20 protein-coding genes are annotated in these 21,186 nt (G+C 59.6%); 10 read left to right on the forward strand and 10 right to left on the reverse strand.

All coding sequences use genetic code 11. The features are described 5' to 3' along the window. From ACIOTL_RS17765 to ACIOTL_RS17775, 3 genes are all read left to right on the forward strand, one after another. On the forward strand, positions 1 to 1,584 hold a 1,584-nt coding region (locus ACIOTL_RS17765), incomplete at its 5' end, for an LPXTG cell wall anchor domain-containing protein (RefSeq protein ID WP_400344156.1). 116 nt (positions 1,585 to 1,700) lie between these two features. Beyond that, entirely contained in the window at positions 1,701 to 2,456 is a 756-nt protein-coding gene (locus tag ACIOTL_RS17770; RefSeq protein WP_332498790.1) for a DUF5819 family protein, read from the forward strand. After that, a complete protein-coding gene (locus tag ACIOTL_RS17775; protein ID WP_332498789.1) occupies positions 2,447 to 3,520 on the forward strand; it encodes an HTTM domain-containing protein in 1,074 nt (357 codons plus the stop codon). Before ACIOTL_RS17770 ends, ACIOTL_RS17775 begins: the two co-directional genes overlap by 10 nt. 101 nt (positions 3,521 to 3,621) lie before the next feature. Here the strand turns inward: ACIOTL_RS17775 and ACIOTL_RS17780 are convergent, their stop codons facing one another. The 3 genes from ACIOTL_RS17780 to ACIOTL_RS17790 all read right to left on the reverse strand — a co-directional run bounded on the left by ACIOTL_RS17780 (position 3,622) and on the right by ACIOTL_RS17790 (position 6,796). Beyond that, entirely contained in the window at positions 3,622 to 5,004 is a 1,383-nt protein-coding gene (locus ACIOTL_RS17780; RefSeq protein ID WP_332489117.1) for an NAD-dependent succinate-semialdehyde dehydrogenase, read from the reverse strand. A 272-nt stretch (positions 5,005 to 5,276) separates the two neighbouring features. After that, the gene (gene mgrA / locus ACIOTL_RS17785) at positions 5,277 to 6,338 is read right to left on the reverse strand and encodes an L-glyceraldehyde 3-phosphate reductase (RefSeq protein ID WP_332489116.1); all 1,062 of its coding nucleotides are present in this window, start codon (positions 6,336 to 6,338) and stop codon (positions 5,277 to 5,279) included. A gap of 296 nt (positions 6,339 to 6,634) precedes the next feature. Continuing rightward, positions 6,635 to 6,796: a hypothetical protein gene (locus ACIOTL_RS17790; protein ID WP_166650864.1), complete on the reverse strand. Its 162-nt coding sequence runs from the start codon at positions 6,794 to 6,796 to the stop codon at positions 6,635 to 6,637. A 150-nt stretch (positions 6,797 to 6,946) separates the two neighbouring features. Between ACIOTL_RS17790 and ACIOTL_RS17795 the strand changes: the two genes are divergently transcribed. Together ACIOTL_RS17795 and hrpB are read left to right on the forward strand one after the other, a co-directional pair. Continuing rightward, positions 6,947 to 7,732: an alpha/beta hydrolase gene (locus ACIOTL_RS17795; protein ID WP_332595056.1), complete on the forward strand. Its 786-nt coding sequence runs from the start codon at positions 6,947 to 6,949 to the stop codon at positions 7,730 to 7,732. Then, positions 7,729 to 10,287, forward strand: a complete 2,559-nt coding sequence (gene hrpB, locus ACIOTL_RS17800) for an ATP-dependent helicase HrpB (protein ID WP_400344162.1) — start codon at positions 7,729 to 7,731, stop codon at positions 10,285 to 10,287. The genes ACIOTL_RS17795 and hrpB overlap by 4 nt, the downstream gene beginning before the upstream one ends. 70 nt (positions 10,288 to 10,357) lie before the next feature. On the opposite strand, the gene ACIOTL_RS17805 is transcribed toward hrpB, so the two are convergent. Together ACIOTL_RS17805 and ACIOTL_RS17810 are read right to left on the reverse strand one after the other, a co-directional pair. Then, the gene (locus tag ACIOTL_RS17805; protein WP_365943118.1) at positions 10,358 to 11,590 is read right to left on the reverse strand and encodes an acyl-CoA dehydrogenase family protein; all 1,233 of its coding nucleotides are present in this window, start codon (positions 11,588 to 11,590) and stop codon (positions 10,358 to 10,360) included. Positions 11,591 to 11,692: 102 nt separating this feature from the next. Beyond that, positions 11,693 to 12,382: a TetR family transcriptional regulator gene (locus tag ACIOTL_RS17810; RefSeq protein ID WP_332489113.1), complete on the reverse strand. Its 690-nt coding sequence runs from the start codon at positions 12,380 to 12,382 to the stop codon at positions 11,693 to 11,695. A 161-nt stretch (positions 12,383 to 12,543) separates the two neighbouring features. Between ACIOTL_RS17810 and ACIOTL_RS17815 the strand changes: the two genes are divergently transcribed. Together ACIOTL_RS17815 and ACIOTL_RS17820 are read left to right on the forward strand one after the other, a co-directional pair. Next, entirely contained in the window at positions 12,544 to 12,975 is a 432-nt protein-coding gene (locus ACIOTL_RS17815) for a DoxX family membrane protein (protein WP_105659096.1), read from the forward strand. A 104-nt stretch (positions 12,976 to 13,079) separates the two neighbouring features. Continuing rightward, the gene (locus ACIOTL_RS17820; protein ID WP_105662724.1) at positions 13,080 to 13,262 is read left to right on the forward strand and encodes a hypothetical protein; all 183 of its coding nucleotides are present in this window, start codon (positions 13,080 to 13,082) and stop codon (positions 13,260 to 13,262) included. 78 nt (positions 13,263 to 13,340) lie between these two features. Here ACIOTL_RS17820 and ACIOTL_RS17825 read toward each other — a convergent pair whose 3' ends face one another. The 3 genes from ACIOTL_RS17825 to ACIOTL_RS17835 form a co-directional block, all read right to left on the reverse strand. Further along, entirely contained in the window at positions 13,341 to 14,795 is a 1,455-nt protein-coding gene (locus ACIOTL_RS17825) for a DHA2 family efflux MFS transporter permease subunit (protein WP_105659094.1), read from the reverse strand. A gap of 61 nt (positions 14,796 to 14,856) precedes the next feature. After that, the gene (locus ACIOTL_RS17830) at positions 14,857 to 15,855 is read right to left on the reverse strand and encodes a PhzF family phenazine biosynthesis protein (RefSeq protein WP_286134418.1); all 999 of its coding nucleotides are present in this window, start codon (positions 15,853 to 15,855) and stop codon (positions 14,857 to 14,859) included. A gap of 95 nt (positions 15,856 to 15,950) precedes the next feature. Continuing rightward, positions 15,951 to 16,496 (reverse strand): hypothetical protein, encoded by a 546-nt coding sequence (locus tag ACIOTL_RS17835; protein ID WP_286172315.1) that lies wholly within the window; start codon positions 16,494 to 16,496, stop codon positions 15,951 to 15,953. A 211-nt stretch (positions 16,497 to 16,707) separates the two neighbouring features. Here ACIOTL_RS17835 and ACIOTL_RS17840 point away from each other — a divergent pair, with 211 nt between their 5' ends. After that, on the forward strand, positions 16,708 to 17,802 hold the full coding sequence (locus ACIOTL_RS17840) for a mechanosensitive ion channel family protein (RefSeq protein WP_133834859.1): 1,095 nt from the start codon (positions 16,708 to 16,710) through the stop codon (positions 17,800 to 17,802). 69 nt (positions 17,803 to 17,871) lie between these two features. Here ACIOTL_RS17840 and ACIOTL_RS17845 read toward each other — a convergent pair whose 3' ends face one another. Further along, positions 17,872 to 18,516, reverse strand: a complete 645-nt coding sequence (locus ACIOTL_RS17845) for a YqaJ viral recombinase family protein (RefSeq protein ID WP_286134416.1) — start codon at positions 18,514 to 18,516, stop codon at positions 17,872 to 17,874. A gap of 64 nt (positions 18,517 to 18,580) precedes the next feature. Further along, positions 18,581 to 18,841 (reverse strand): thioredoxin, encoded by a 261-nt coding sequence (locus ACIOTL_RS17850; protein ID WP_133834858.1) that lies wholly within the window; start codon positions 18,839 to 18,841, stop codon positions 18,581 to 18,583. Between the two features lie 132 nt (positions 18,842 to 18,973). Between ACIOTL_RS17850 and ACIOTL_RS17855 the strand changes: the two genes are divergently transcribed. Beyond that, positions 18,974 to 19,717, forward strand: coding sequence for an ABC transporter ATP-binding protein (locus ACIOTL_RS17855; RefSeq protein ID WP_332489111.1), 744 nt, complete (start codon positions 18,974 to 18,976; stop codon positions 19,715 to 19,717). Further along, the gene (locus ACIOTL_RS17860) at positions 19,714 to 21,039 is read left to right on the forward strand and encodes an FtsX-like permease family protein (protein ID WP_133834856.1); all 1,326 of its coding nucleotides are present in this window, start codon (positions 19,714 to 19,716) and stop codon (positions 21,037 to 21,039) included. Before ACIOTL_RS17855 ends, ACIOTL_RS17860 begins: the two co-directional genes overlap by 4 nt. The last annotated feature ends 147 nt before the right edge of the window (positions 21,040 to 21,186 follow it).

The following is a 21,186-nucleotide window of genomic DNA, read 5'->3' on the forward strand; positions in this document are numbered from 1 at the left end:
GCGAACACCGATGTGAACACTGCGGATAACGCTGATGCGAACACCGATGCGAACACGGATGTGAACACTGCGGATAACGCTGATGCGAACACCGACGTGAACACTGCGGATAATGCTGATGCGAACACCGATGTGAACACTGCGGATAACGCTGATGCGAACACCGATGTGAACACTGCGGATAACGCTGATGCGAACACCGATGCGAACACCGATGTGAACACTGCGGATAACGCTGATGCGAACACCGACGTGAACACTGCGGATAACGCTGATGCGAACACCGATGTGAACACTGCGGATAACGCTGATGCGAACACCGATGTGAACACTGCGGATAACGCTGATGCGAACACCGATGCGAACACCGATGTGAACACTGCGGATAACGCTGATGCGAACACCGATGTGAACACCGATGTGAACACTGCGGATAACGCTGATGCGAACACCGATGCCAACACGGCGGATAACTCGGCTGAGAACACTGGCGACAACACTGCGGACAACACTGAGCACCCGATCGTCAGCGTTGTGCCTGATTCCGTTACGGAAGGCGACGAAGTTACCGTGATTGGTGACAAGTTCACTCCGGAAGGCAACGTCAAGGTAATCATCCGAAACTCAAATGGTGAAGAAACCCCAGTACATGAGGGCGAAGTCATCGTTGATGAAGATGGTCGATTCGAGTACAAGTACGATACCGATGGCTTGCCTGAGGGTATCTACACCGTTGAAGTGACGGACGAAGAAACCGGAAAGACTTACACTGAGTACTTCCAGGTAACTCCGGACGATGCCGCTGAGAACGAAGTTCACATCGATATCACCCCTAATCGTTTGGTCAAGGGTGAATCGGGAATCGTAACGGGTAAAGAGTTCACCGCAAATGGCGAAGTCAAGATCGAGCAGAGCCAGCTGGGCGACACCAGCTCGGACGTAGCCAAGATCGCTGCTGCTGCCATGCCTGAAACCGTTACCGCTGACGACAAGGGCGACATTAGCTTCGAGGTCGACTCGACTGATTTGGCACTTGGTAGCTACTTGATCGTTGCAACTGATGTTGAAAGCGACGCATACGGGTTCACGACCTTCACCGTTGTGGCTGACGATTCGACTGACGTGAACACGGCCGACAACACTGCGGATAACGCTGATGCGAACACCGATGCGAACACTGCGGATAACGCTGATGCGAACACCGATGCGAACACTGCGGATAACGCTGATGCGAACACTGCGGATAACGCTGATGCGAACACCGATGCGAACACTGCGGATAACGCTGATGCGAACACCGATGCGAACACTGCGGATAACGCTGATGCGAACACCGATGCGAACACCGATGCGAACACTGCGGATAACGCTGATGCGAACGCCGGTGCCAACACGGATGCAAACACCTCGGATAACTCGGACTCTAAGTCGGATGACTCTAAGGGATCCAAGAAGGATGACTCCAAGAAGGATCGCCTTGCGGATACCGGTTCTAACGGAGCCCTCTGGATCAGTGCAGGTGCACTAGCACTTGTACTGCTCGGAGCTGGTGTGGCTGTCTTCGCGCGAAAGCGTTCAGCATAGTCGAACTGCAGTAATTTGAAATAGGAGGGGCATCTAAACGATGCCCCTCCCATTTCGCTTTCAAGTAGTCTTTGCAACAATTCACGGGTGTCGAAGAATTTGGAGACAATAGCCTGATGAGGCAACAGAAAACTAAGCCCAAGCTGTTTACAGTGTTGGTGCTTTTAATTGCGGGTGTAGCCGCGTTAGGGCATATCGGAGCCACATTGGCGTTCACGGGTCCTTCAACACCCATCAAGTCATCATTACAGCCCGAATTGAACAAGTATTTTCTAGGGCCGTTAGATCAAGGCTGGAGCCTTTTTGCTCCTGGGCCCTATTCGCAAGATGAATATTTCACAATGCGTGTATGTCTTTCTAGCGCGGAAATTTGTGCCAAGGGTAGCCAACACGGTGCGAAATTCTCAGAGTGGCGCGACGTTACAGACGAAGAAATGGAAAGTCGTGCCGGCAACATGTTTGCCAATCGTGAGACAAAACAATCCAAATCTATTCACGGACGGCTATGGAGTGCGGCTTCGGATTTGACTGCGGATTCTCGAGCGGAAATCTCTAGACCCTTTATTCAGGGAACGCCCGTTTTTGGTGTGGAACTCAACTCAGCGGAGGCCCGCGAGAAGTATTCTGCAACAGAATTGAGCAATCTTCGAGCCTATAAACGTATGGAAGATACGGCCGTCGGATTCGCGTCACTCTACGCAATAGAACAGTGGGGCGGAGCATCAATGGTGGAAATTAAGCTCCGACGTGAACCAATTGTTCCGTTTGCTCAGCGGAGCGATGAGAACGCAACAACAAAACCTCGCGAAACCTACATCGGATGGCGAGATACCAAGGAATTTAGTCAAGCGGCGGTGTCGGTATGGAGCTGAAACGTGAAACAAGCAGTGCTCCTTCGATCAGCCAATGGATTTCTAAGAATCGCGATTTCGTCCCCAAAGCACTGAACTGGGTCTACGGGTGGTTTACCGAAAACCGGCATGCACCATACGGTCTTGCAGTCATGCGCATGTCGTCGGGACTCTTCATTCTGGGTTGGTTAATTGCCAACATACCAGTCGCAGCTAAGATCTGGGGACCTGGTTCCGAGTACCTTGAACCCTACCGTTCTGTACTTGGGTACCAGTGGCCTTTGGATATTCTGCGTGACGCGGGACTCGGGTTCTTCGTCTTTTGGTACGTGATGGCCATCGTGTTGGCAATCGCATTTGTAGTTGGTTGGCAAACTAGATTCGTCACGCCGCTCTTCTTCATTTTTTATACGGCGATTAACGCACAGAATACGCCGGTTTCGGATGGCGGAAATTATTTCATCCGTATCATGCTGATCTATCTGATTTTTGCTGACTTGTCCAAGCACTGGTCTGTCGATTCTTGGCTACGTAAACGCGCGAGGAAAACGAAGAAAGAATTCGAAGCCGTTACGGTGCTGCACAACCTTGCGTTATGCCTGGTCGTAGCCCAACTTTGTATTGTCTATCTTGAAGCTGGTCTGTACAAGGTTCAAGGCACACTTTGGCAAAACGGTACAGCTATGTACTACCCGGTTAGTTCCGAGGCGTATGGTGTCTTCCCTTGGCTTAGTGATTTGATCACTACGAATTCGTGGATCGTTGCCTTGATCACCTATGTGACAGTGCTTGCTCAAATTGCATTCCCATTCATGCTGTTCCATAAGATCAGCCGGAGAATTGCGCTGATTACTATTCTTGGGATGCATATCGGCATCGCAGTTGTTATGGGCCTGCCTTTCTTCTCAGGAATTATGGCTTCCGCAGACGCTGTGCTGGTGTCTAGCGCGACCTGGTTGACGATTCAGCGCTGGTTCTCAGCGTTGTGGAGGGGTCGGTTCCGTGCGAAGAAGCCGTCGCTGACGGTCTCCGAACAGAACGAAGTTGGCGTGGGATCAGGCGAGAAAGTCTCTTCCAACGCCTAGGAGAAGAAGCACTAGAAAATAAACTTAGGGGCGAACCGTTTTGGTTCGCCCCTAAATTTATGTATCTCTTAGTTCAGGCAGCCGTTGCGGGCCTACCCAGATTATTCGCCTACGTAGAACAGGCGCTTGTTCACGAATTCGTCCATGCCCAGCGGGCCAAGCTCGCGGCCGAAGCCCGAACGCTTCACGCCGCCAAATGGCATTTCTGCACCCTCTGCGCTGGCTGCATTCACGTTGGTCATGCCGGACTGCAGCTTCTGAGCCACCCTGGAGGCACGCTCGACGTCGGTGGAGTGCACCGAACCGCCCAAGCCGTAAATGGTGTCGTTGGCCAGCTCAGTGGCTTCCTCGTCGCTGGATACCTTGTAGACCACTGCTACCGGGCCGAAGAGCTCCTCGTAGTAGGCACGCATCTCCTTGGTGATGCCGGTGAGCACCGCAGGGGAGTAGTAGGCCGAAGGGCCGTCGTGCAGCACGCCGCCGGCGTGCAGGGTAGCGCCCTTGGCCACGGCGTCCTGGACCTGCTCGTGCAGGGACTCTGCCGCCTTGCGGGAGGACAACGGAGCGAAGGTGCCCTCGGCTTCCGCCATCGGGTCGCCAGGCCGCAGGCCTTCGGCACGCTTGGTCAGTTCGGAAACGAACTCGTCATAGATGTCTTCCATGACGATCATGCGCTTGTTCGAGTTGCAGGCCTGGCCGGTGTTGTCGATGCGGTAGCCCCAAGCGGTATCCACGATGCCCGGTACGTCATCGGAGTCCAGGACAACAAATGGATCCGACCCGCCCAGCTCCAGTACGGCCTTTTTCAGGTTGCGGCCGGCCTGCTCGCCGATAATGGCGCCAGCGCGCTCCGAGCCGGTCAAGGAAACACCCTGGATCCTGGAATCGGCGATGATGGTGGAGATCTGGTCGTGGGTGGCGAAGAGGTTGTTGTAGACGCCGGCCGGCACGCCAGCCTCATCCATGATTTCCTGGATGGCCAGTGCTGAACGCGGGCAGGACTCGGCATGCTTCAAGATGATGGTGTTGCCCAGCATCAGGTTAGGTGCCGCGAAGCGCGCTACCTGGTACAGCGGGAAGTTCCACGGCATGATGCCCAGCAGCGGGCCAACCGGGCGCTTCTGAACGACGGCCTTGCCGCCGGAGAAGGACTTGATCTCCTGGTCCGCTGCCAAGGCTGGTCCCTCGGTGGCGAAGTACTCGAAGATCTCCTGGCAGAATTCAGCTTCGCCCACGGCCTCGGACAATGGCTTGCCCATTTCGGTGGTCATGATCCTGCCGAGTTCTGCTGCGCGCTCGGCGAAGAGCGTGCCTACCTTGGAAACAATCTTGGCGCGTTCGTTGATGTCAACGTCCTGCCATGATTCGTAGGCGCTCTGCGCGGCAGCCAGCGCCTGTTCGACTTGCTCATCGGTGGCCGCGGCGAATTCCTCGACGACTTCACCGGTTGCCGGGTTCAAGACCTTGTAGGTTGGGGCGCTCATCAATGCTCCTGTCGTATGCACAAAAGTGGTCAGCGTAAGCCGTGTGGATCTAACGCTAGCGGACTCCACGCAATAAATGAATGTAATTCACTTCATATTGCGTCTACTCCGAGCTTATCCGCAGAAACAACATTCAGCCACCAAGGAACAGCAGGTATTTGGCTTGAGCAGAAGTTGCAGACGGAAGCGAATGAAAAAGCCGCGGTTTCCAAGACTTGTCTTGGAAACCGCGGCTCAAGAACACAGGTATTACCTGTGTGATCAGTGGATTACTAGCCGATAGCGGAAGAACGCCACCAGTCGATTCCGGCATCGCCCTGGGCGATCTTGGCAATCTGGGCCAATTCCGCCTCGGAGAACTCAAGGTTGTCCAGCGCGCCCAAGTTCTCGTCGAGCTGCTTGGTGGACGAGGCGCCGATCAATACCGAGGTTGCCGCGCCATCGCGCAGCAACCAGGCCAGGGCCATCTGCGCCAGCGACTGCCCGCGCGTCTGCGCAACCTCGTTCAGGTTGCGGACCTTGGCCAGGTTCTGATCGGTCAGCTGGGCTTCGAGCGAACGGCGTCCGCCCTGGCGAACCACATCAGTGGTTTCCAGGTACTTATCGGTGAGCAGGCCCTGGGCCAGCGGGGTGAAGGCAATGGTGCCCATGCGTTCCTTTTCCAGGGTTTGCAGCAGGCCGTGCTCTACCCAGGGGTTCAGGATGTTGTACGACGGCTGATGGATTACCAGCGGGGTTCCCAGGTCCTTGGCGATTGCGGCAGCCTCGGCGGTGCGTTCTGCCGAGTACGAGGAGATGCCCACGTAGGTGGCCTTGCCCTGGCGAACCAGGGTATCCAAAGCGCCGATGGTTTCTTCCAGGGGAGTCTTCGGATCGAAACGGTGCGAATAGAAGATGTCCACGTAGTCCAGATTCATCTTCTTCAGCGAGGCTTCGCAGGAGGCCAGCAGGTACTTGCGCGAGCCGAAGGTGCCGTGCGGGCCTGGCCACATGTCGTAGCCGGCCTTGGATGAGATGACCAGTTCGTTGCGGTAGGGCTTGAAGTCCTTTTCCATCATGCGGCCGAAGTTCTCTTCGGCTGAACCTGCCGGAGGACCATAGTTGTTGGCCAGATCGAAGTGGTTGATGCCGTTATCGAAAGCGTGGCGCAGGATCTCGCGCTGGGAATCGAATGGACGGTTATCGCCGAAATTCCACCACAGTCCCAGGGATAGCGGGGGCAAGCGCAGGCCGGAATCGCCAACGCGGCGGTAGCCGAAGTGCTCATAGCGGTCTGCGGCAGCAGTGTAGGGACGATGCAGTTCCGGGATGGACGGGAGGCGTTCGTATTCCACGAGGCACCTTTCTGCCAGGTCAAGCGCTGGCGAGCGGAAATCGATTTGACGTCATTTTCCACAATAGGCCAGAGCCTGAACTAAATAAATAGCGCAAAGGTGAATCCGCTGTGTGCGTAAAGGTTTCGTGGATTTGGATTAAATGATGAACCGACCCGCCAGGCCAAGGAGGTAACGCCAGTGCGGATCGGTTCATCTAGATCACTCGCACCTTGAGAAGGTAATAACCACACTAGGAGCTGAAACTTGAAAGTAGCTGAATGCGAGGTGTGCGGTCTCTTGGGAAAAGGCTTTTGCTAATAATTCGAGGGCGGATCCGAAGCCGGGAATGACTCGTCTTCCCACTCTTCGACGAGAGCTTCATCGTGCTCGTCATGGCGCTTCTTTTCTTCTGCGGCCAGTCGCAGCTTTTCCTCTTCAGCGCCACCGGGCTGCCCAGCAGCTGATTGTTCAGGCATGATCTTCCTCCCAACTTCCGTGGGCCACCCCCTGCGGATGGCTGGACCCTGTGTCTTCAGTGTTCACCTATTAGCCGCGGATGTCGAGGGCGGCGGCCAACACTGATTTCGCCTTCACCGTCAATACAGGATTTAATCGAAGGCATGCCGATGATCAATAATCCCGCAGATGGTTCCGAAATCTTCTTTGACGATGACGGGGCTGCCGGGGAGCCGATTCTCTTCCTCCATGGCTCCGCCCTGTCCCGGTCCATCTGGAGAGGGCTCGGCTACACCAAGGCGTTGGGCCAGGGGCACCGCACCATCCGCATGGACCTGCGCGGGCATGGCAAGTCGGCCAAATCCCACGACGTGGCCGACTACACCATGGACAAGGTGGCCGGCGATATCCGCGCGGTGATGGATCACCTGGGCATCGGACGTATTCACATTGTCGGCTACTCTTTTGGCGCACGCACCGGGCTGCACATGGCCATGCACCACCCAGAGCAGGTGATCTCGCTGATCATGCTCGGCGGCACCTACGAAATTACCCCCGGCGAAATCGGGAAGCTCTTCTTCCCCGGCTACCTCGAGGTCCTGCGCAATGGCGACATCGAAGGATTCGTCACCGGGCAGGAAAAGAATGGACGCCTGGATCCAGCAACCCGCATGGCCTTCAAGTCCAACGACCCGCTGGCCCTGGCTGCCTACTACGAGGCGGCCGAGACCCTGCAGAACATCAACCTGTCCGAGCTGGGCAAGATCAGAATCCCGACCTTGCTGCTGATCGGCACCCGGGACCAGCCGCGCTTCGACCAGAACAAGATCATGGTCCGCACCTTGCCCAACGCGCGCATGGTGGCCTTGCCGGGGCGAACCCACGGCAGCACCCTGTTCCCGATTGAGCCTGTGGTCAAGGCCATCGAGTCCTTCTGGGCTGGACGCCAAGCATGAGTTCGGCCCGCTTCGACCTGAACAGGATTGCTTCAGGGCTGGCTTTCGGTCCCAGCAGGGAGGAACTCCATGAATCCTTGGCGGCTAATCCTGCCCAGCCGTTGGTGATCCAGGCGCCACCGGGATCCGGCAAGACGACGATAGTTCCACCCACGGTAGCCAACGCCCTGGACCAGGCAGGACTGGCTGGCAAGATCATCGTGACCCAGCCACGTCGTGTCGCTGCCCGGGCTGCTGCCCGTCGCCTCGCCCAGCTTGATGGATCGGTTCTGGGGAAGCGCGTTGGCTTCGCCGTGCGCGGGGAACGGCAGTCTTCGGCGCAGACCCGCGTGGAATTCGTGACCGCAGGCCTGATGCTGCGCAGGTTGCTGGCCGATCCGGATCTTGCCGGTGTGAGCGCGGTGATCATTGATGAGGTCCACGAGCGGTCGATCGATACGGATTTGTTGCTGGCGATGGCCAACCAGGTCAGCGAATTGCGTGATGACCTGTCGCTGATCCTGATGAGTGCCACCTTGCACGCCGGGGAACTCTCGGCGCTGCTGGCCCGTGGCCATGCCGCTCCAGTGCTCAGCGCCCACACCGCGCAGTATGCCGTGCAAGAAGCTTTCGACAGCTTCGCCGGAATCCGGAATACCGAACGCGGACTGAATGATGACTACCTGCGCCACGTTGCCGCCGTCGCGGTACGCCACAGCGCGGAAGCCAACGCAGCAAGCGCAACCCCGGTGGACACCTTGGTGTTCGTCCCCGGGGTACGGGAAGTCGACCGCGTCTGCTCGCAGATTGCTGCCTCCGGAGTGCAAGCCCTGGCCTTGCACTCGCAGATCTCTTCCAAGGAACAAGACCGGATCCTCAGTGAGCCGGAGGCTGGCAGCGCCCCGCGGATCATCGTCTCCACCTCCATTGCCGAATCGTCGGTGACCGTGCCGCGCGTGCATCTGGTGGTGGACGCCGGCTACGCCCGCGAGCCGCGCCGAGACAGCTCGCGTGGTTTCTCGGGGTTGATGACCGTGGTGGCCAGCCGTTCCGCGGCCACCCAGCGGGCGGGCCGGGCAGGACGACTCGGGCCGGGCAAGGTGGTGCGGACCTTGGACCCCAAGTCCTTTGCCGCCGCCCCGGCGCACTCCACACCGGAAATCCGCACCGGCGACCTGGTCGCCGCCGGCTTGTCGCTCGCGGCATGGGGGACCCCGCGTGGCGAGGGGCTGGCCATGTGGGAAGCGCCGCCGGCTAGCGCCATGGCCAGCGACGAGCAGATCCTGCGCAGCCTGGACGCGGTTGACGGCACCGGGCAGATCACCGCCCTGGGCGAGCAGATGATGAAGGTTCCAGCAGACCCGCGTGCCGCCCGCGCGTTGCTCGAAGGCAGCCGGATTTTCGGCACCCGGGCTGCCTCGGATGCTGTCGCATTGCTGGCCAGCTCGGAACGCATTGCCAGTGCGGACCTGAATGAATTGCTTGCCGCGGTGCGCCGGAGTTCGCATCCGGCGCACCGTGCCTGGAAGCATGAAGCGCAGCGCCTGGAAAAGCTCCTGGGCAGTGCGGAAAACCGCACCGGGCGGCAGCCTGCACCGGCAGCTGCGGCCCTGGCAGGCGTGTGCGCTTTGGCCTACCCGCAATGGATTGCGCGCAAGGTCGGCCCGGAGGAATACCTGTTGGCTTCGGGGACCCGGGCAACCTTGCCGCGCGGCAGCCAGCTGATGCATGAGGAATTTCTTGCGGTCGCCGAGGTCTCCCGCGCCGGATCCAAGGCGGTGATCCGACGGGCCGTTGGCATCGAACTTGGCACTGCCGTCGACCTGTTGCCGCAGATGCACCAGAAGCGCGAAGTGGCGGAGCTGGTTGACGGCAGGATCACCGCTCGCCAGATCGAGAGCTTTGGCGAGATCGAGCTGGCGGCCCATCCGGTCAAGGCCACCGCAGAGCTGGGCATGCAGGCTGTTGCCAGCGCCATAGCTACGCAGGGGATAGCCTTCTTCGGCACCCATGAAAAGTTTGATGCTTTGCGCCGGCGGATGGCCGTGGCCCATCGCCTGCTCGGCGAACCCTTTGCCGCGGTGGATGACCAGGCCCTGATTGCCTCGGCGGGCAACTGGCTGCAGCCGGTCTTGCGGCAGGTAGCCGCCGGCAAGAACGCTGCCAAGGTTGACCTGTATTCGGCATTGCGGACCTTGCTGCCGTGGGAGCATGCCCATGATTTTGATTCGCTGGTGCCCGAACGGCTCCAGGTGCCTTCGGGATCAAGGATTTCCGTGGCCTATCCCGAGGTCGGTGAAACCGGTCCAGCGGTCGTCGCCGTGAAATTGCAAGAATGCTTCGGGCTCGATGAGTCGCCGCGGCTGGTCAAGGGCAAGCTTGCCGTCCAGTTCCACTTGCTTTCGCCCGGTGGCAGGCCGCTGGCGGTGACCGATGACCTGGTTAGCTTCTTCAATGGGCCCTATGCCCAGGTGCGGTCTGAAATGCGCGGGCGCTACCCGAAGCATCCTTGGCCGGAGAATCCATGGGACCACGTGGCAACGGCAAAGACCAAGAACCGATTGGGCCGGCAGTAGGCAAAAGCACGCCGGGGCCGGGGCCCGGAAGAACGAGCCAGGTCCCGGCGTGCTTTCCGGCGCCCAGGTTCTAGGCGAACGCTGAGAAGCCGGTGATGTCGCGGCCCATGATCAAGGCCTGCACGGTTTCGGTGCCTTCATAGGTGTGGATTGCTTCCACATCGGCGAAATGGCGGGCCACGCGGTTGCTGGTCAGGATGCCGTTGCCGCCGAGCAGGTCGCGGGCGTTCGCTGCGATGGCGCGTGCGGTGCGGGTAGCGGTGTACTTGGCCAGCGACGCCTGCGGGCCGGTCAGCTCACCGGAAGTTTCGCGCTTGGTCGCCTGCATGACCAGAACCTGGATAGTAGCCAGTTCGGACTGCATGCGGGCCAGGCGCTCCTGGACGATCTGGCTGGCGGCCAGCGGACGCCCGAACTGCACGCGCTGCTTGGCGTAGCTCACGGCCGACTCGTAGCAAGCGGTCGCGTGGCCCACGGCAGACCAGGCGACACCCAGCCGGGTGGCGAACAGGACCCGTGAGGTGTCCTTGAAGCTCTTGGCTTCGGGCATCACATCGTGGTCCGGAACGAAGACGTTCTCCATGCGGATATGCGCCTGCCAGATAGCGCGCAGGGAGAGCTTGTTTTCGATGGTGGTGGCCTTGTAGCCTTCGGCATCCTGGTGCACGATGAATCCGCGGACCTTGCCCTCGTCGTCGCGGGCCCAAACGATGCTCACGCCGCCGACCGAGCCGTTGCCGATCCATTTCTTTTCACCGCTCAGGCGGTATCCGCCCTCGACCTTGGTGGCACGGGTTTCCAGCGAAACCGAATCGGAACCGTGAGTTGGTTCAGTCAGCGCGAAAGCGCCTGGAAGTTCGCCGCGCAGCATGGGGATGGCGTACTTCTGGATCTGCTGGGCATTGCCGCAGTACAGCACGGAGCGCAGAGCCAGACCGCCCTGGACGCCAACAATGGTGGAGACCGAACCGTCGCCACGGGCCATCTCCATGTTGACCAAGCCGGCAGCCAGCGGGCTCATTTCCTCGTAGCCTTCCAGATTCAGGCCATCGCGCAGCAGATCCGCATCGCCGAGCTTCTTGAGCAGATGCAGCGGGTAGTCGGCCTTGTCCCAGTACTCGTGGATGTCGTCCTTGACCTCGTCGAGGATGAATGCGCGGGCCTTGGCTCGCCACGCGTTGTCCGCTTCGCCTACTTCGGCGAAGATTCCGGTCGGATCGATATTGACGTCTCCGGACCACAGGTCGTATTCGGGTTCGACAACGCCGGCGGGAAATTCAAAACCGGTCTCCAGCTGGGACATTTCAGATGCTCCTAATAGCTACGGTGAAAAAGCTTCACTCCTAGACTAGTGGAACGCAGTGCCATGTCAAGAAACTTGGTTTCAAGAGTTGGGTGGAATCGATTAGTTTCCGTGCTCTTTGAGCGCGCGGGAGACGGCCTGGAGAATCGCCTGCTCATCGGCGCCGGCATCCAGCACGGAAACCACCACGCTGGGGGCCGCAGGCTTGGGGGCGGCCGCTGCCTGTCCGGGGTCGAGCAGATCTGCGAAGCGGTTCAGGAACTGGCGCACATCGTTCGCCAGCTTGGTGCGGTCCGTGCTATGCGCGTCTTTCAGCCAGCTGCGCAAATGATCGTTGTGGATCGCAACCAGGCCAGCGCTAACGCCCAGGCACAGCGATTTCTCCGTGGCGCTCTTTGCCAAATCGCGACGGTTCAGGAACCCGTAAAACGCCCGTTCATAGCGGTGAGTGGAGACCAGCTCGCGCTCTCGCAGCGACGGCACCGAGGAGAGCAGCTTGTGGCGCAGCTGGGCGCCTTCTGGGTTGACCGTGTACTGGTCGAAAACCACATGCGCGGCATCGATGAGCGTAGTGATTGCATCAACCGACGAGGCGGCCAGCGTGGTCTCGACGTGTGTAATGATCATTTCCTGGTCGGCGAAGACCATATTCTCTTTCGACCCGAAACGGCGGAAGAAAGTGGAACGGGAAATGCCAGCGGCAGCTGCCAGCTCGTCGACGCTGGTGGCATCGAAGCCCTGGGTAATGAGTAGATCAAGGGCTGCTGGGGGTACTGCGGAAGAAGCGATCATGATTCACGAATTTAGCACGATTCAAGCTGGGAAATTCTTGGGTTCAGCTATGCGCGCCGCGCAAATGATTGTGAACTACTGCGCCCATGACTACGCTGAACATCAGGGCGTTCCATGCCGGAACGCCATTCTTGGACGAAATGAAAGAGAAGTGAGGGCCCATGGGAATCTCGATTGCAAACGCCGCGCTACGTTTGGTCAGTGGTGCGTTCATTCTCAACAGCGGCATCAACAAGTTGCGCATCGATGAAGCCAGCGCCGCAGGCCTGCAGCAGATGGCAGCCAACGGCGTGCCTCAGCTGGCCGAGCTGGAACCGGCAGTTTTCGGCAAGGCCGTATCCATCGGCGAGATCTCGCTGGGTAGCGCCTTGCTGCTGCCGCTGATCCCATCGCGGCTGGCCGGCTTGGGCCTGGGCGCATTCTCCGGTGTGCTGCTGGCTTCCTACCTGCGCACTCCGGGCATGACAGAATCCGACGGCATCCGCCCAACCGCGGATGGCACCGCCCTGGCCAAGGACGTATGGCTGGCAGGTATCGCTGTGGCATTGATTCTTGGTCGCAAGGGCGCCAAGAAGATCAAGAAAGCAAAATAAGCGGACGGAATCGCTTGAGCAAAACACTCGGCACGCCGTAAGTTGATCTTGGAGACTGCGGTTTTCAGCGGCCACATTTGAACTACAAGCTAAGAGGAGAACCAATGGGTTTCTTAGATGATGCAAAGAAGAAGCTGGGCGAGGCAGTCGAAAACGCGAAGGACTTCGCAGGCGACGCTACCGAGAACGTGAAGAACTTCGCAGCGGACGCCCAAGAAAAAATCGGCGAGAAGGTCGATGAATTCAAGAACGGCGATAGCAACGAAGAACCTGAAGACAAGGTCTAGCGACCACGAAGCCAGCGCCTGATCCAGCGACTTTCGAGTCCCGGACCAGGCGCTGGCTCCGTTAAGAGCTGCCTCTGGCTAGTGGCGCTGCGCCTTCTTGCCATCGCTGAGGAACGCTACAACGAGCACAGCAGCCACGCCGATGAAGCCCGGCAGCATCAGTGCCTGTCCCAGGCCAACAGACGTGGCTTCCATGATCACCGCAGGATCCTTGGAATCTGCCTGCGCGATCTGTGCCGAAATGCGGGCATCCATCATCACCGCGATCAGCGCAGAACCAAGCACTGAACCGATTTGCCGGGTGGTGTTGTAAATCCCTGAACCGGCACCCGCATCACGCGCGGTCAAGTCCTTGGTGGCTGCCAGCGACAGCGATGGCCAGATCATGGCTGAACCGATGCCTTGAACCGCTGAAGGAATCAGCAGCATCCACAGCGGGATATCGGCGTGCATCATGAAGGCGTAGACCACCGTGGCACCGCCAAACAGGAAGAACCCGGGCACGGCCAAGATCCGCGGGCTGAGCTGATTGACCTTCTTTCCCAGCTGCGGCGCGAGGAAGATCGCCACGAAAGCCATCGGAGAAATCATCAACGCGGATTCGGTGGGAGTCAGGCCTCGGACATTCTGCAAGAAGAACACCATCGGCAAGGCGATGGTCGCGATGGTCAGGCCCATGAAGGTGATCGCGACATTGGCCAAGGAGAAATTGCGGACCTTGAACAATCGCAGCGGAACCAGCGGTTCAGACGTGGTCTTGGACTGCCACCAGATGAAGGCTCCCATCAGCACCGCGCCGATGATAATCAGATGCCACGAATTCAGCGGGCCAATGAATGGTTCCCAATTGGTGGCATCGCCTTCCTGGATGCCGAAGACCAAGCAGAACATGGCCAACGCCGAAAGGATGACGCCGAACCAGTCGAAGGAATGCGCTTGGGATTCAAGGGCTGGCACGAATTTGAAGACCATGGTCAAGCTGACTACCGCGATGGGCAAGTTGATGAAGAAGATCCATTCCCAGCCGATGGAGTCCACCAGCAGACCGCCGGCAATCGGACCGATCAGCGAAGCGATGCCCGCCACTGCACCCCATAGGCCCATGGCTGCACCGCGGTGCTGATAAGGGAAGAGGCGGGTAATGAGCGTCATCGCCTGAGGGGAAATCATCGAAGCGCCAAGGCCCTGGACGGCGCGCGCCGCCACCAGCGAGCCGAGGGAATCGGACAAGCCGCACCACAGCGAGGCCAGCGAGAAGACCACCATGCCGATGAGGTAGATATTGCGCGGACCGAAGCGGTCACCGAGGCGCCCGGTGACCAGCAGCGGCACCGCGAAGGTGAGCAGGTACGCGCTGTTGACCCACAAGATGCTGGAGATATCGGCGTCCAGCGACGTCATGATGGAGGGCATTGCGGTGGACACGATCGTGGTGTCCAGCAGGATCATGAAGAAGCCGATGACCAGTGCCCAGAGGGCACGCCAGGCGGCTTTCTTGTCGAAGTGTGTTTCGGGATTCGCAGTTTCAGGCACTGGTCAAGGCTAGTCCCTATCAGCCCTGTGCGGAACGGATAGCGAAACTATGCATAGGAAATCAGTCGAAACTCACATCGCCCGAGATGCGGGTGGCGACATCGCCACTGACCCAGACGCCTTTTTCGGTAGCTTCAATATGCAAGATCGCTTCGCGGCCCAAACGCGTGCCCTGGCGCACGGTATAGCGCTGGGGTGCATAACCGGTCTGCGTCAGCCAGATGCCGAACGCAGCATTCAGCGAACCGGTGGCAGGGTCTTCCGGAACAGCCTCGCCGGGAATGAAGGCACGGACCTCATAGTCCGCCGGAGGCTGCAGCACCACATTGCGGAAGCGCTCTTCGGAACGCTCAAAATCAGAGAAGTCCAGCGGACGCAGCTCTTCGCGGGTACCGGAAACGCGCGGCATGACCGATCCGCGCGGTTGCCACACGCTCTGCGAAACGCTGGCTGCGGTGTAGGGGCCGATGACGCCTACTTCCAATCCCTGCAGCGCCTCATAGTCAGGTTCGATGCCCAGCACGATATCGGCGTCACGCAGCACCAGGCCCGCAGGATGCGGACCGTTGACCAGCCACTGGTGGTCCACCACGTCTTCTTCGCGAATGCCCAGCCCGGCAATCGCCCATTGCAGGACATCTGGTTCCAAAGGGCCCGACCTGGTCAGCGGGGGTGCGAGGAAGGCCAAGCGCCGCGAGTGGCGGTCGCTGCTTTCCCGTTCCACACGCACCGGAATCAGTCCGGCACCGCATTGCTGGATCAGATGGCCTGCGGGACCAGCCTCGCCACCGGACTCCAGCCAAGCATGAGCCGCGCCCAGCGTCGGATGGCCAGCAAAGGGCAGCTCGGTGCTCGGGGTGAAAATGCGAATGGCGTAGTCCGCTTCCTCATCAGTGGGCTCGACGAAGAATACAGTTTCCGCAAGATTCATCCACTGCGCAAAGTGCTGCATCTGGTCATCGCTCAGGCTGTCGGCATTGAACACGACTCCCAGGCCATTGCCGTTGAAAGCAGTGGGTGCAAAGACATCAACCTGCTGATAAGAGAATGTGCGCGACATACTTAGCATGGTGGCACATTAATCAGCAGGTTGACCCGGTGTTACGTGGTACGTCACGCAAAAAGTTGCGAACGCATCAAGGAAATGAACCTTCTTTACCAATGGTGCGCAACATCGATGACCAAGCGTGAACCGTCGCCAGGTCCAGGCAGTGCGAACACGCGCATGGGCAGCCGTGCCCTGGTCGAGAGCCCCACTTTGGTTTGGCCTTCAAAGCTGCCCAGCCACACCAATTGGCGGAACGTCGTGTAGCCCAGATTCTTCACTTCGGCGCCCGGGTTGAAATCCTCGGTTGCCGGGGCCTGCACCAGGATTTCCAGGTTGGCACCGCCAGTGGTGTCCACCTGCAGGCCGGAACCGATTCCGGTCAGTTCGCTGACATACCTGGCTGAATGGCTGGCAGCTGGTCCTGCGAGATCGATGACCAGCCGGTCAAAGCACAGGTGCCGTCCGGTCCGAAGATTTTCCACTGCGGAATGCGTGGACAAGGAGCTGGTTTTGGCCAAGGATCCCCAATAAACCGTTGGGCAGGAAGCAGACGCGAGGGCGGCCGGAGCGGGGGCCGCCGCGGAAGCGGGCGTCACCACGAGCAAGGCTGCCGCCACCGTGCCTAGAACGATTCCAATTTTTCCGTTGCGCATATGGATCACCGTCTCTCTTGGTTTGCGCCCGCAGGCAGAGCGGACTGCCAGTGAATCAACTAAAGGCCTGGAATGCGGCAAGCGCAAGGGCAGAAAAGAATTGGAACCACTCTGAGACGCTTCTGCAATGGAGCCGGAGAACTCCCGGGCCGTAGGGCGGAAGGCAGGTTCCACACAGCATTTATTTAGCGCCATATGACATGCTTTAAACATGTCACCTACCCCCGTTGAACCCATCGGCGAAACCGTCGAGGAAGTCATTACAGCCTCAAGCTTCCTCCCCGAATCGTTGCAATTTTGGGTTGTCCTGCTCATCGGTGCGCTCGTAGCCGCAATCCTGGCGTTTGTTTTCAGCGGCGTTGCCCGCCGCGTGCTGCGCCGGATCGGCGTGGACGAAGCCGACGTGAAAGCCACCAGATTCCCGTTCTTCGGCCTGGTTACCTCGATTATTGCCAAGTCGGCCTTCGCAGTCTTCTATCGAGAACGCACTTGGTACAACCCCTGGCAGTTCGCCATCCTGATCATTCTGGTCTTCTTCCTCACCTGGTTCATCATCAAGCTGGTGCGCGTGATTGAGACCGGCATGATGGCACGCTTCGAGGCGAGATTCGGTCCAGGGCGCAGGCTGGCCAAGGTCCAGACGCAGGTCGGCCTGATGCGACGGGTACTGGTTGCGGTGCTCTGCATCATTGCAATCGCCGCGGTGCTGCTGACGATCGAGCAAGTCAGGGCGCTGGGCGCCGGCCTGTTGGCCTCGGCTGGCCTGGCTTCGGTGGTCGTTGGCCTGGCCGTGCAGTCAACGTTGGCGAACGTATTTGCCGGTTTGCAAGTGGCCTTTACCGACTCGATTCGCGTGGACGACACAGTGGTAGTCGAGGGGGAACGCGGCACGGTAGAGGAGATCACCCTCTCCTACGTCGTGGTGCACCTGATCGACGGGCGCCGGATGATCCTGCCATCGACCTACTTCACCACGACGCCATTTGAGAACTGGTCGCGGCGCAGCACGGAGATCTCCGGAAACGTAGCACTGCAGCTGAAGCTCAATGCGCCGATTTCCTACCTGCGCCAGCGTAGCAGCGAACTGCTTGAAGCCTCCGACTGGTGGGATGGCCGGGACAATGAGCTGCTCGTGACCGACGCGCAAAACGGCTTGCAAACAGTGACCATTTATTTATCCGCGCGCAACGCCGGGGACCTGTGGAACCTGCGCAATATGCTTCGGGAGAAGCTGCTGGCCGAGCTGGTGGAAAACTACCCTGATTGCCTGCCGGATCCCCGGATGATTCCAAGCAACCCGGTCTAGCGGCATAACGGAAGCCGCTGATCCCAGTACTGTGAACTGGGATCAGCGGCTTTTGCCGTTTCCGGGGACCTAGAGCCGCAACGCAGCGGGTCCGTAGTCGTTGTAGCGCTCCTGGCGGGCCGTCGCTTCGCGCAATGCCGAGATGAGCGACTCGGCCTTGCCGATGAGATCCTGGATCAAGTCATCGTCACGTTCCACCCAAAGGTATTCGGGAACCGCGCGCACCGGCACGAAATTATCGTGCTCTTCCCAAACGAACAACGTGCGTTCGGCCCCGATCACATGCTGCTGCCAGAGCACCTGGCGCAGGTAGCTCTTGGGGATCTTCTTGAAGGGCTTGTTGGTGGTCTTGATTTCAGCCAAAACCGGAACTCCCGATGCATCGAAACCCAAGCCATCGGGAGTCGCCAGATGGAGTCTCGAATGCTGCGAGTGGAAGAGCTGGGAGGAGGGGAAAATATTGAAATTCTCTTGGACCCAGGCAGCGATGACCGGTTCGCGCTTGCGCCCGTGATCGGTGTAGGGATTGCCGGAGAAGCCATTGCCGTAGAGCTTGTCCCATGCGGCGTTCTTGATGGACTTCTCGGTGGACAACTTGGCCACGTCCGTTGCGGTGATGCCCTGGGCCCGTGCGCGGAGCCACTCAATGCGGTTGGAAGAGTCGGCTAGAACACGTTCGAAGCATTCATGTTGGACGCCGGGCACAGTAATCACTTGACCTATTCTTCCCCATGAATGGGCAAGAACCGTGCACCTTGGGCTTCGAGCTGGCGTGAGACTAGTCGCTGGCTTCAGCGATAGCGGTCAACAGCTGATTGATAGTCGGTGTCTGGCTGGCACGGAATTTCTCCGTGCCTTCCTGCAATAGCCGAATGACCGGGGTGCTGGTGATTCCCATTTCCTCGCCGCGCTCAACCTGCTCCACGACATTGATCTCTTCGACCTCCAACGCGGGCAGCAGTTCCTGCACGCGGGCGACAGCCAGCCGCGTGCGCACGCACGGTGCGCAGAATGGTTGCGTATACAGTTCCAGCTTCATCTGTTGCCTACTGCTCCTGCTGTCGTCGTGAACCAGCTGCCGGCTGCTCCTACCGGGGGATGAGCCTGGCCGGAGGCTACTTGGAACCCTGCGCTGATGTGCGCGGGTGCCATTTGTTGAAAACATTGGGTCATGCTTGAAAATTCCCTTGGCCATCCTCCCGTACTCGCCGCTCACGGACTCTACCGCAGCTTCGGTTCCACCACTGCACTGAACGGCGTCGATCTGCAGATTTCACTGGGCCAGTCCCTTGCCATCATGGGCCCCTCGGGTTCCGGAAAATCCACGCTGCTGCACGCCTTGGCCGGTATTGAACTTCCCGACGCCGGCAGCATCATGCTGAACTTCCCGGGCCGTGCACCGGTGGATATCCAGGGGCTCAAGGATAAGGCGCGCACCAGGCTGCGCCGTGAATCCTTCGGCTTCGTCTTCCAATCCGGACTGCTGATTCCCGAGCTCACTGCCGAAGAGAATGTGGCCATGGCCTTGATGATCAACGGCGTGCCACGCAACGCCGCCATTTCCAGTGCCGGGGCGGCCCTGGCGGAACTGGGCCTGGCAGGAATGGAGCAACGCCGCATCGGCCAGCTCTCCGGCGGGCAGCAGCAACGAGTAGCCATTGCCCGCGCGCAGGTCACCGGGGCGATGGTGGTCTTTGCCGATGAACCTACCGGCGCGCTGGATTCAACCACGGGCTTCGAAGTGCTGGAGATCTTGCTGCAATGCACCGTCGGTGCCGGAAAATCCCTGGTGATGGTGACCCATGATCCCAATGTCGCCGCGCGCTGCGACCGTGTAGTGCAGCTGCAGGACGGCCAGCTGATCAGCGACAGTCTGCACCCATCGGCCACCGTGGATGGCGGTGCCCAGAAGTGAATATCCTGCACCTGTCATGGATGCTTGGCCGGCCGGCGAAGTCCCGGCTGGCACCACTGATCCTGACCGCCAGCGCCTACGCCATGGTCAGCGCGATCCTGCTGATCGTGCTGGGAGGCGCCTACTCCTTTACCAGTTTCGAATCCGCGGCCCAGGGGATGTACCTGCCATTGGCAGCCTTCGCCGTGGTGCTTCTGGTAGTCCCATTGCTGGTGCTGGGATCGGCCGCTGCCCGGCTCTCCGCGCGGTCCAATGACCGCGCCCTGTCGTCCTTGCGCTTGCTCGGCGCGACCGGGGCGCAGATCGGCCTCGTGGCCGTGCTGCAAGCCGCCGGCACGGCGTTGGCCGGCGCACTCGCCGGAATCGTGCTCTACCTCCTGGCCGCACCATTGGCTTCGCTGATTCCGTTCCAAGGTGCGCCGATCGGTTCGGCCATCTATTTGCCGCTGTGGGTGCTGGCGATAGCAGTAGTCGCTGTCGTGCTCCTCTCGGCAGGCAGTGCAGCTGCCGGCTTGCGCAAATTGGTGATCACCCCGTTGGCGGTGGCAACCCGCAGCACGGTGCCCACCCCCAGCTGGCTGCGCGCGGTGATCACCCTTGCCGGCATTCTGGTGCTGTACATGGTGTTCTCCAACATGGGCCAGTTCGTGCAGTCCATCGCCGCGATCATCGCAGTGGTGGTTGGCGGTTTCGGCTTCGGCCTGCTGGTGATGAACCTGGTCGGTCCGTATCTGGTGGCGAAGGTGGGCAAGGCCAAGCTGCGCAAGGCCAGAACTCCGCAAGAGCTGCTGGCAGCCCGCATGATCCTGGAAAGCCCTGCCGAATCCTGGCGCCAGGTATCCGGGGTTGCCATGGCTTCGTTCGTCGCGGTGGTGGGCGGCAGCGGGGCCGCCTTGATGGAGCTGACCGGAAGCGAACTCGATCAGGGCACCTGGCTGGAGCATGTGCCGGCCGATGTCACCACCGGCGTGCTGGTGACCTTGGCGATCAGCTTCATCTGCGTGGCCGCTTCGGCGGCGATCTCCCAAAGCGCCAGTACCCTGGATCGCGCTGAGCTGTATCGCGGGCTGAACCGGTTGGGCATGCCCTACGAAACGATGAACGCCGCGCGCACCAAGTCGATCATGATCCCGGCGCTGGCTGCCTCGATCGGTTTCGCCATCGCCTCCACGGTGCTCGTGCTGCCCCTGGCCGGGGCCGCCATCCTGCTCAAGCCGCTGACGGTCATCACGGTAATTGTCTCCGTGTTACTCGGCTTGCTGCTGGTGCGGGGAGCAATTTTGGTGGCTGATCCGCGGAAGCTGCTAGCAACTAGAGAATAAAGTCTCTGGTCAGCCCACCGAAAAAACCGCCCGATTTGGTTAGGGTCACTTCAGGGTCGGTGATTAGGGACGTTTCGTGTTGCGTAATGCGCAGAGAAACGCGTATCGTGGCATACGGCCCGGATAGGCTTGCCTAACCTAGCTAAA

Source organism: Glutamicibacter sp. NPDC087673 (assembly GCF_044743255.1).
GTDB lineage: Bacteria > Actinomycetota > Actinomycetes > Actinomycetales > Micrococcaceae > Glutamicibacter.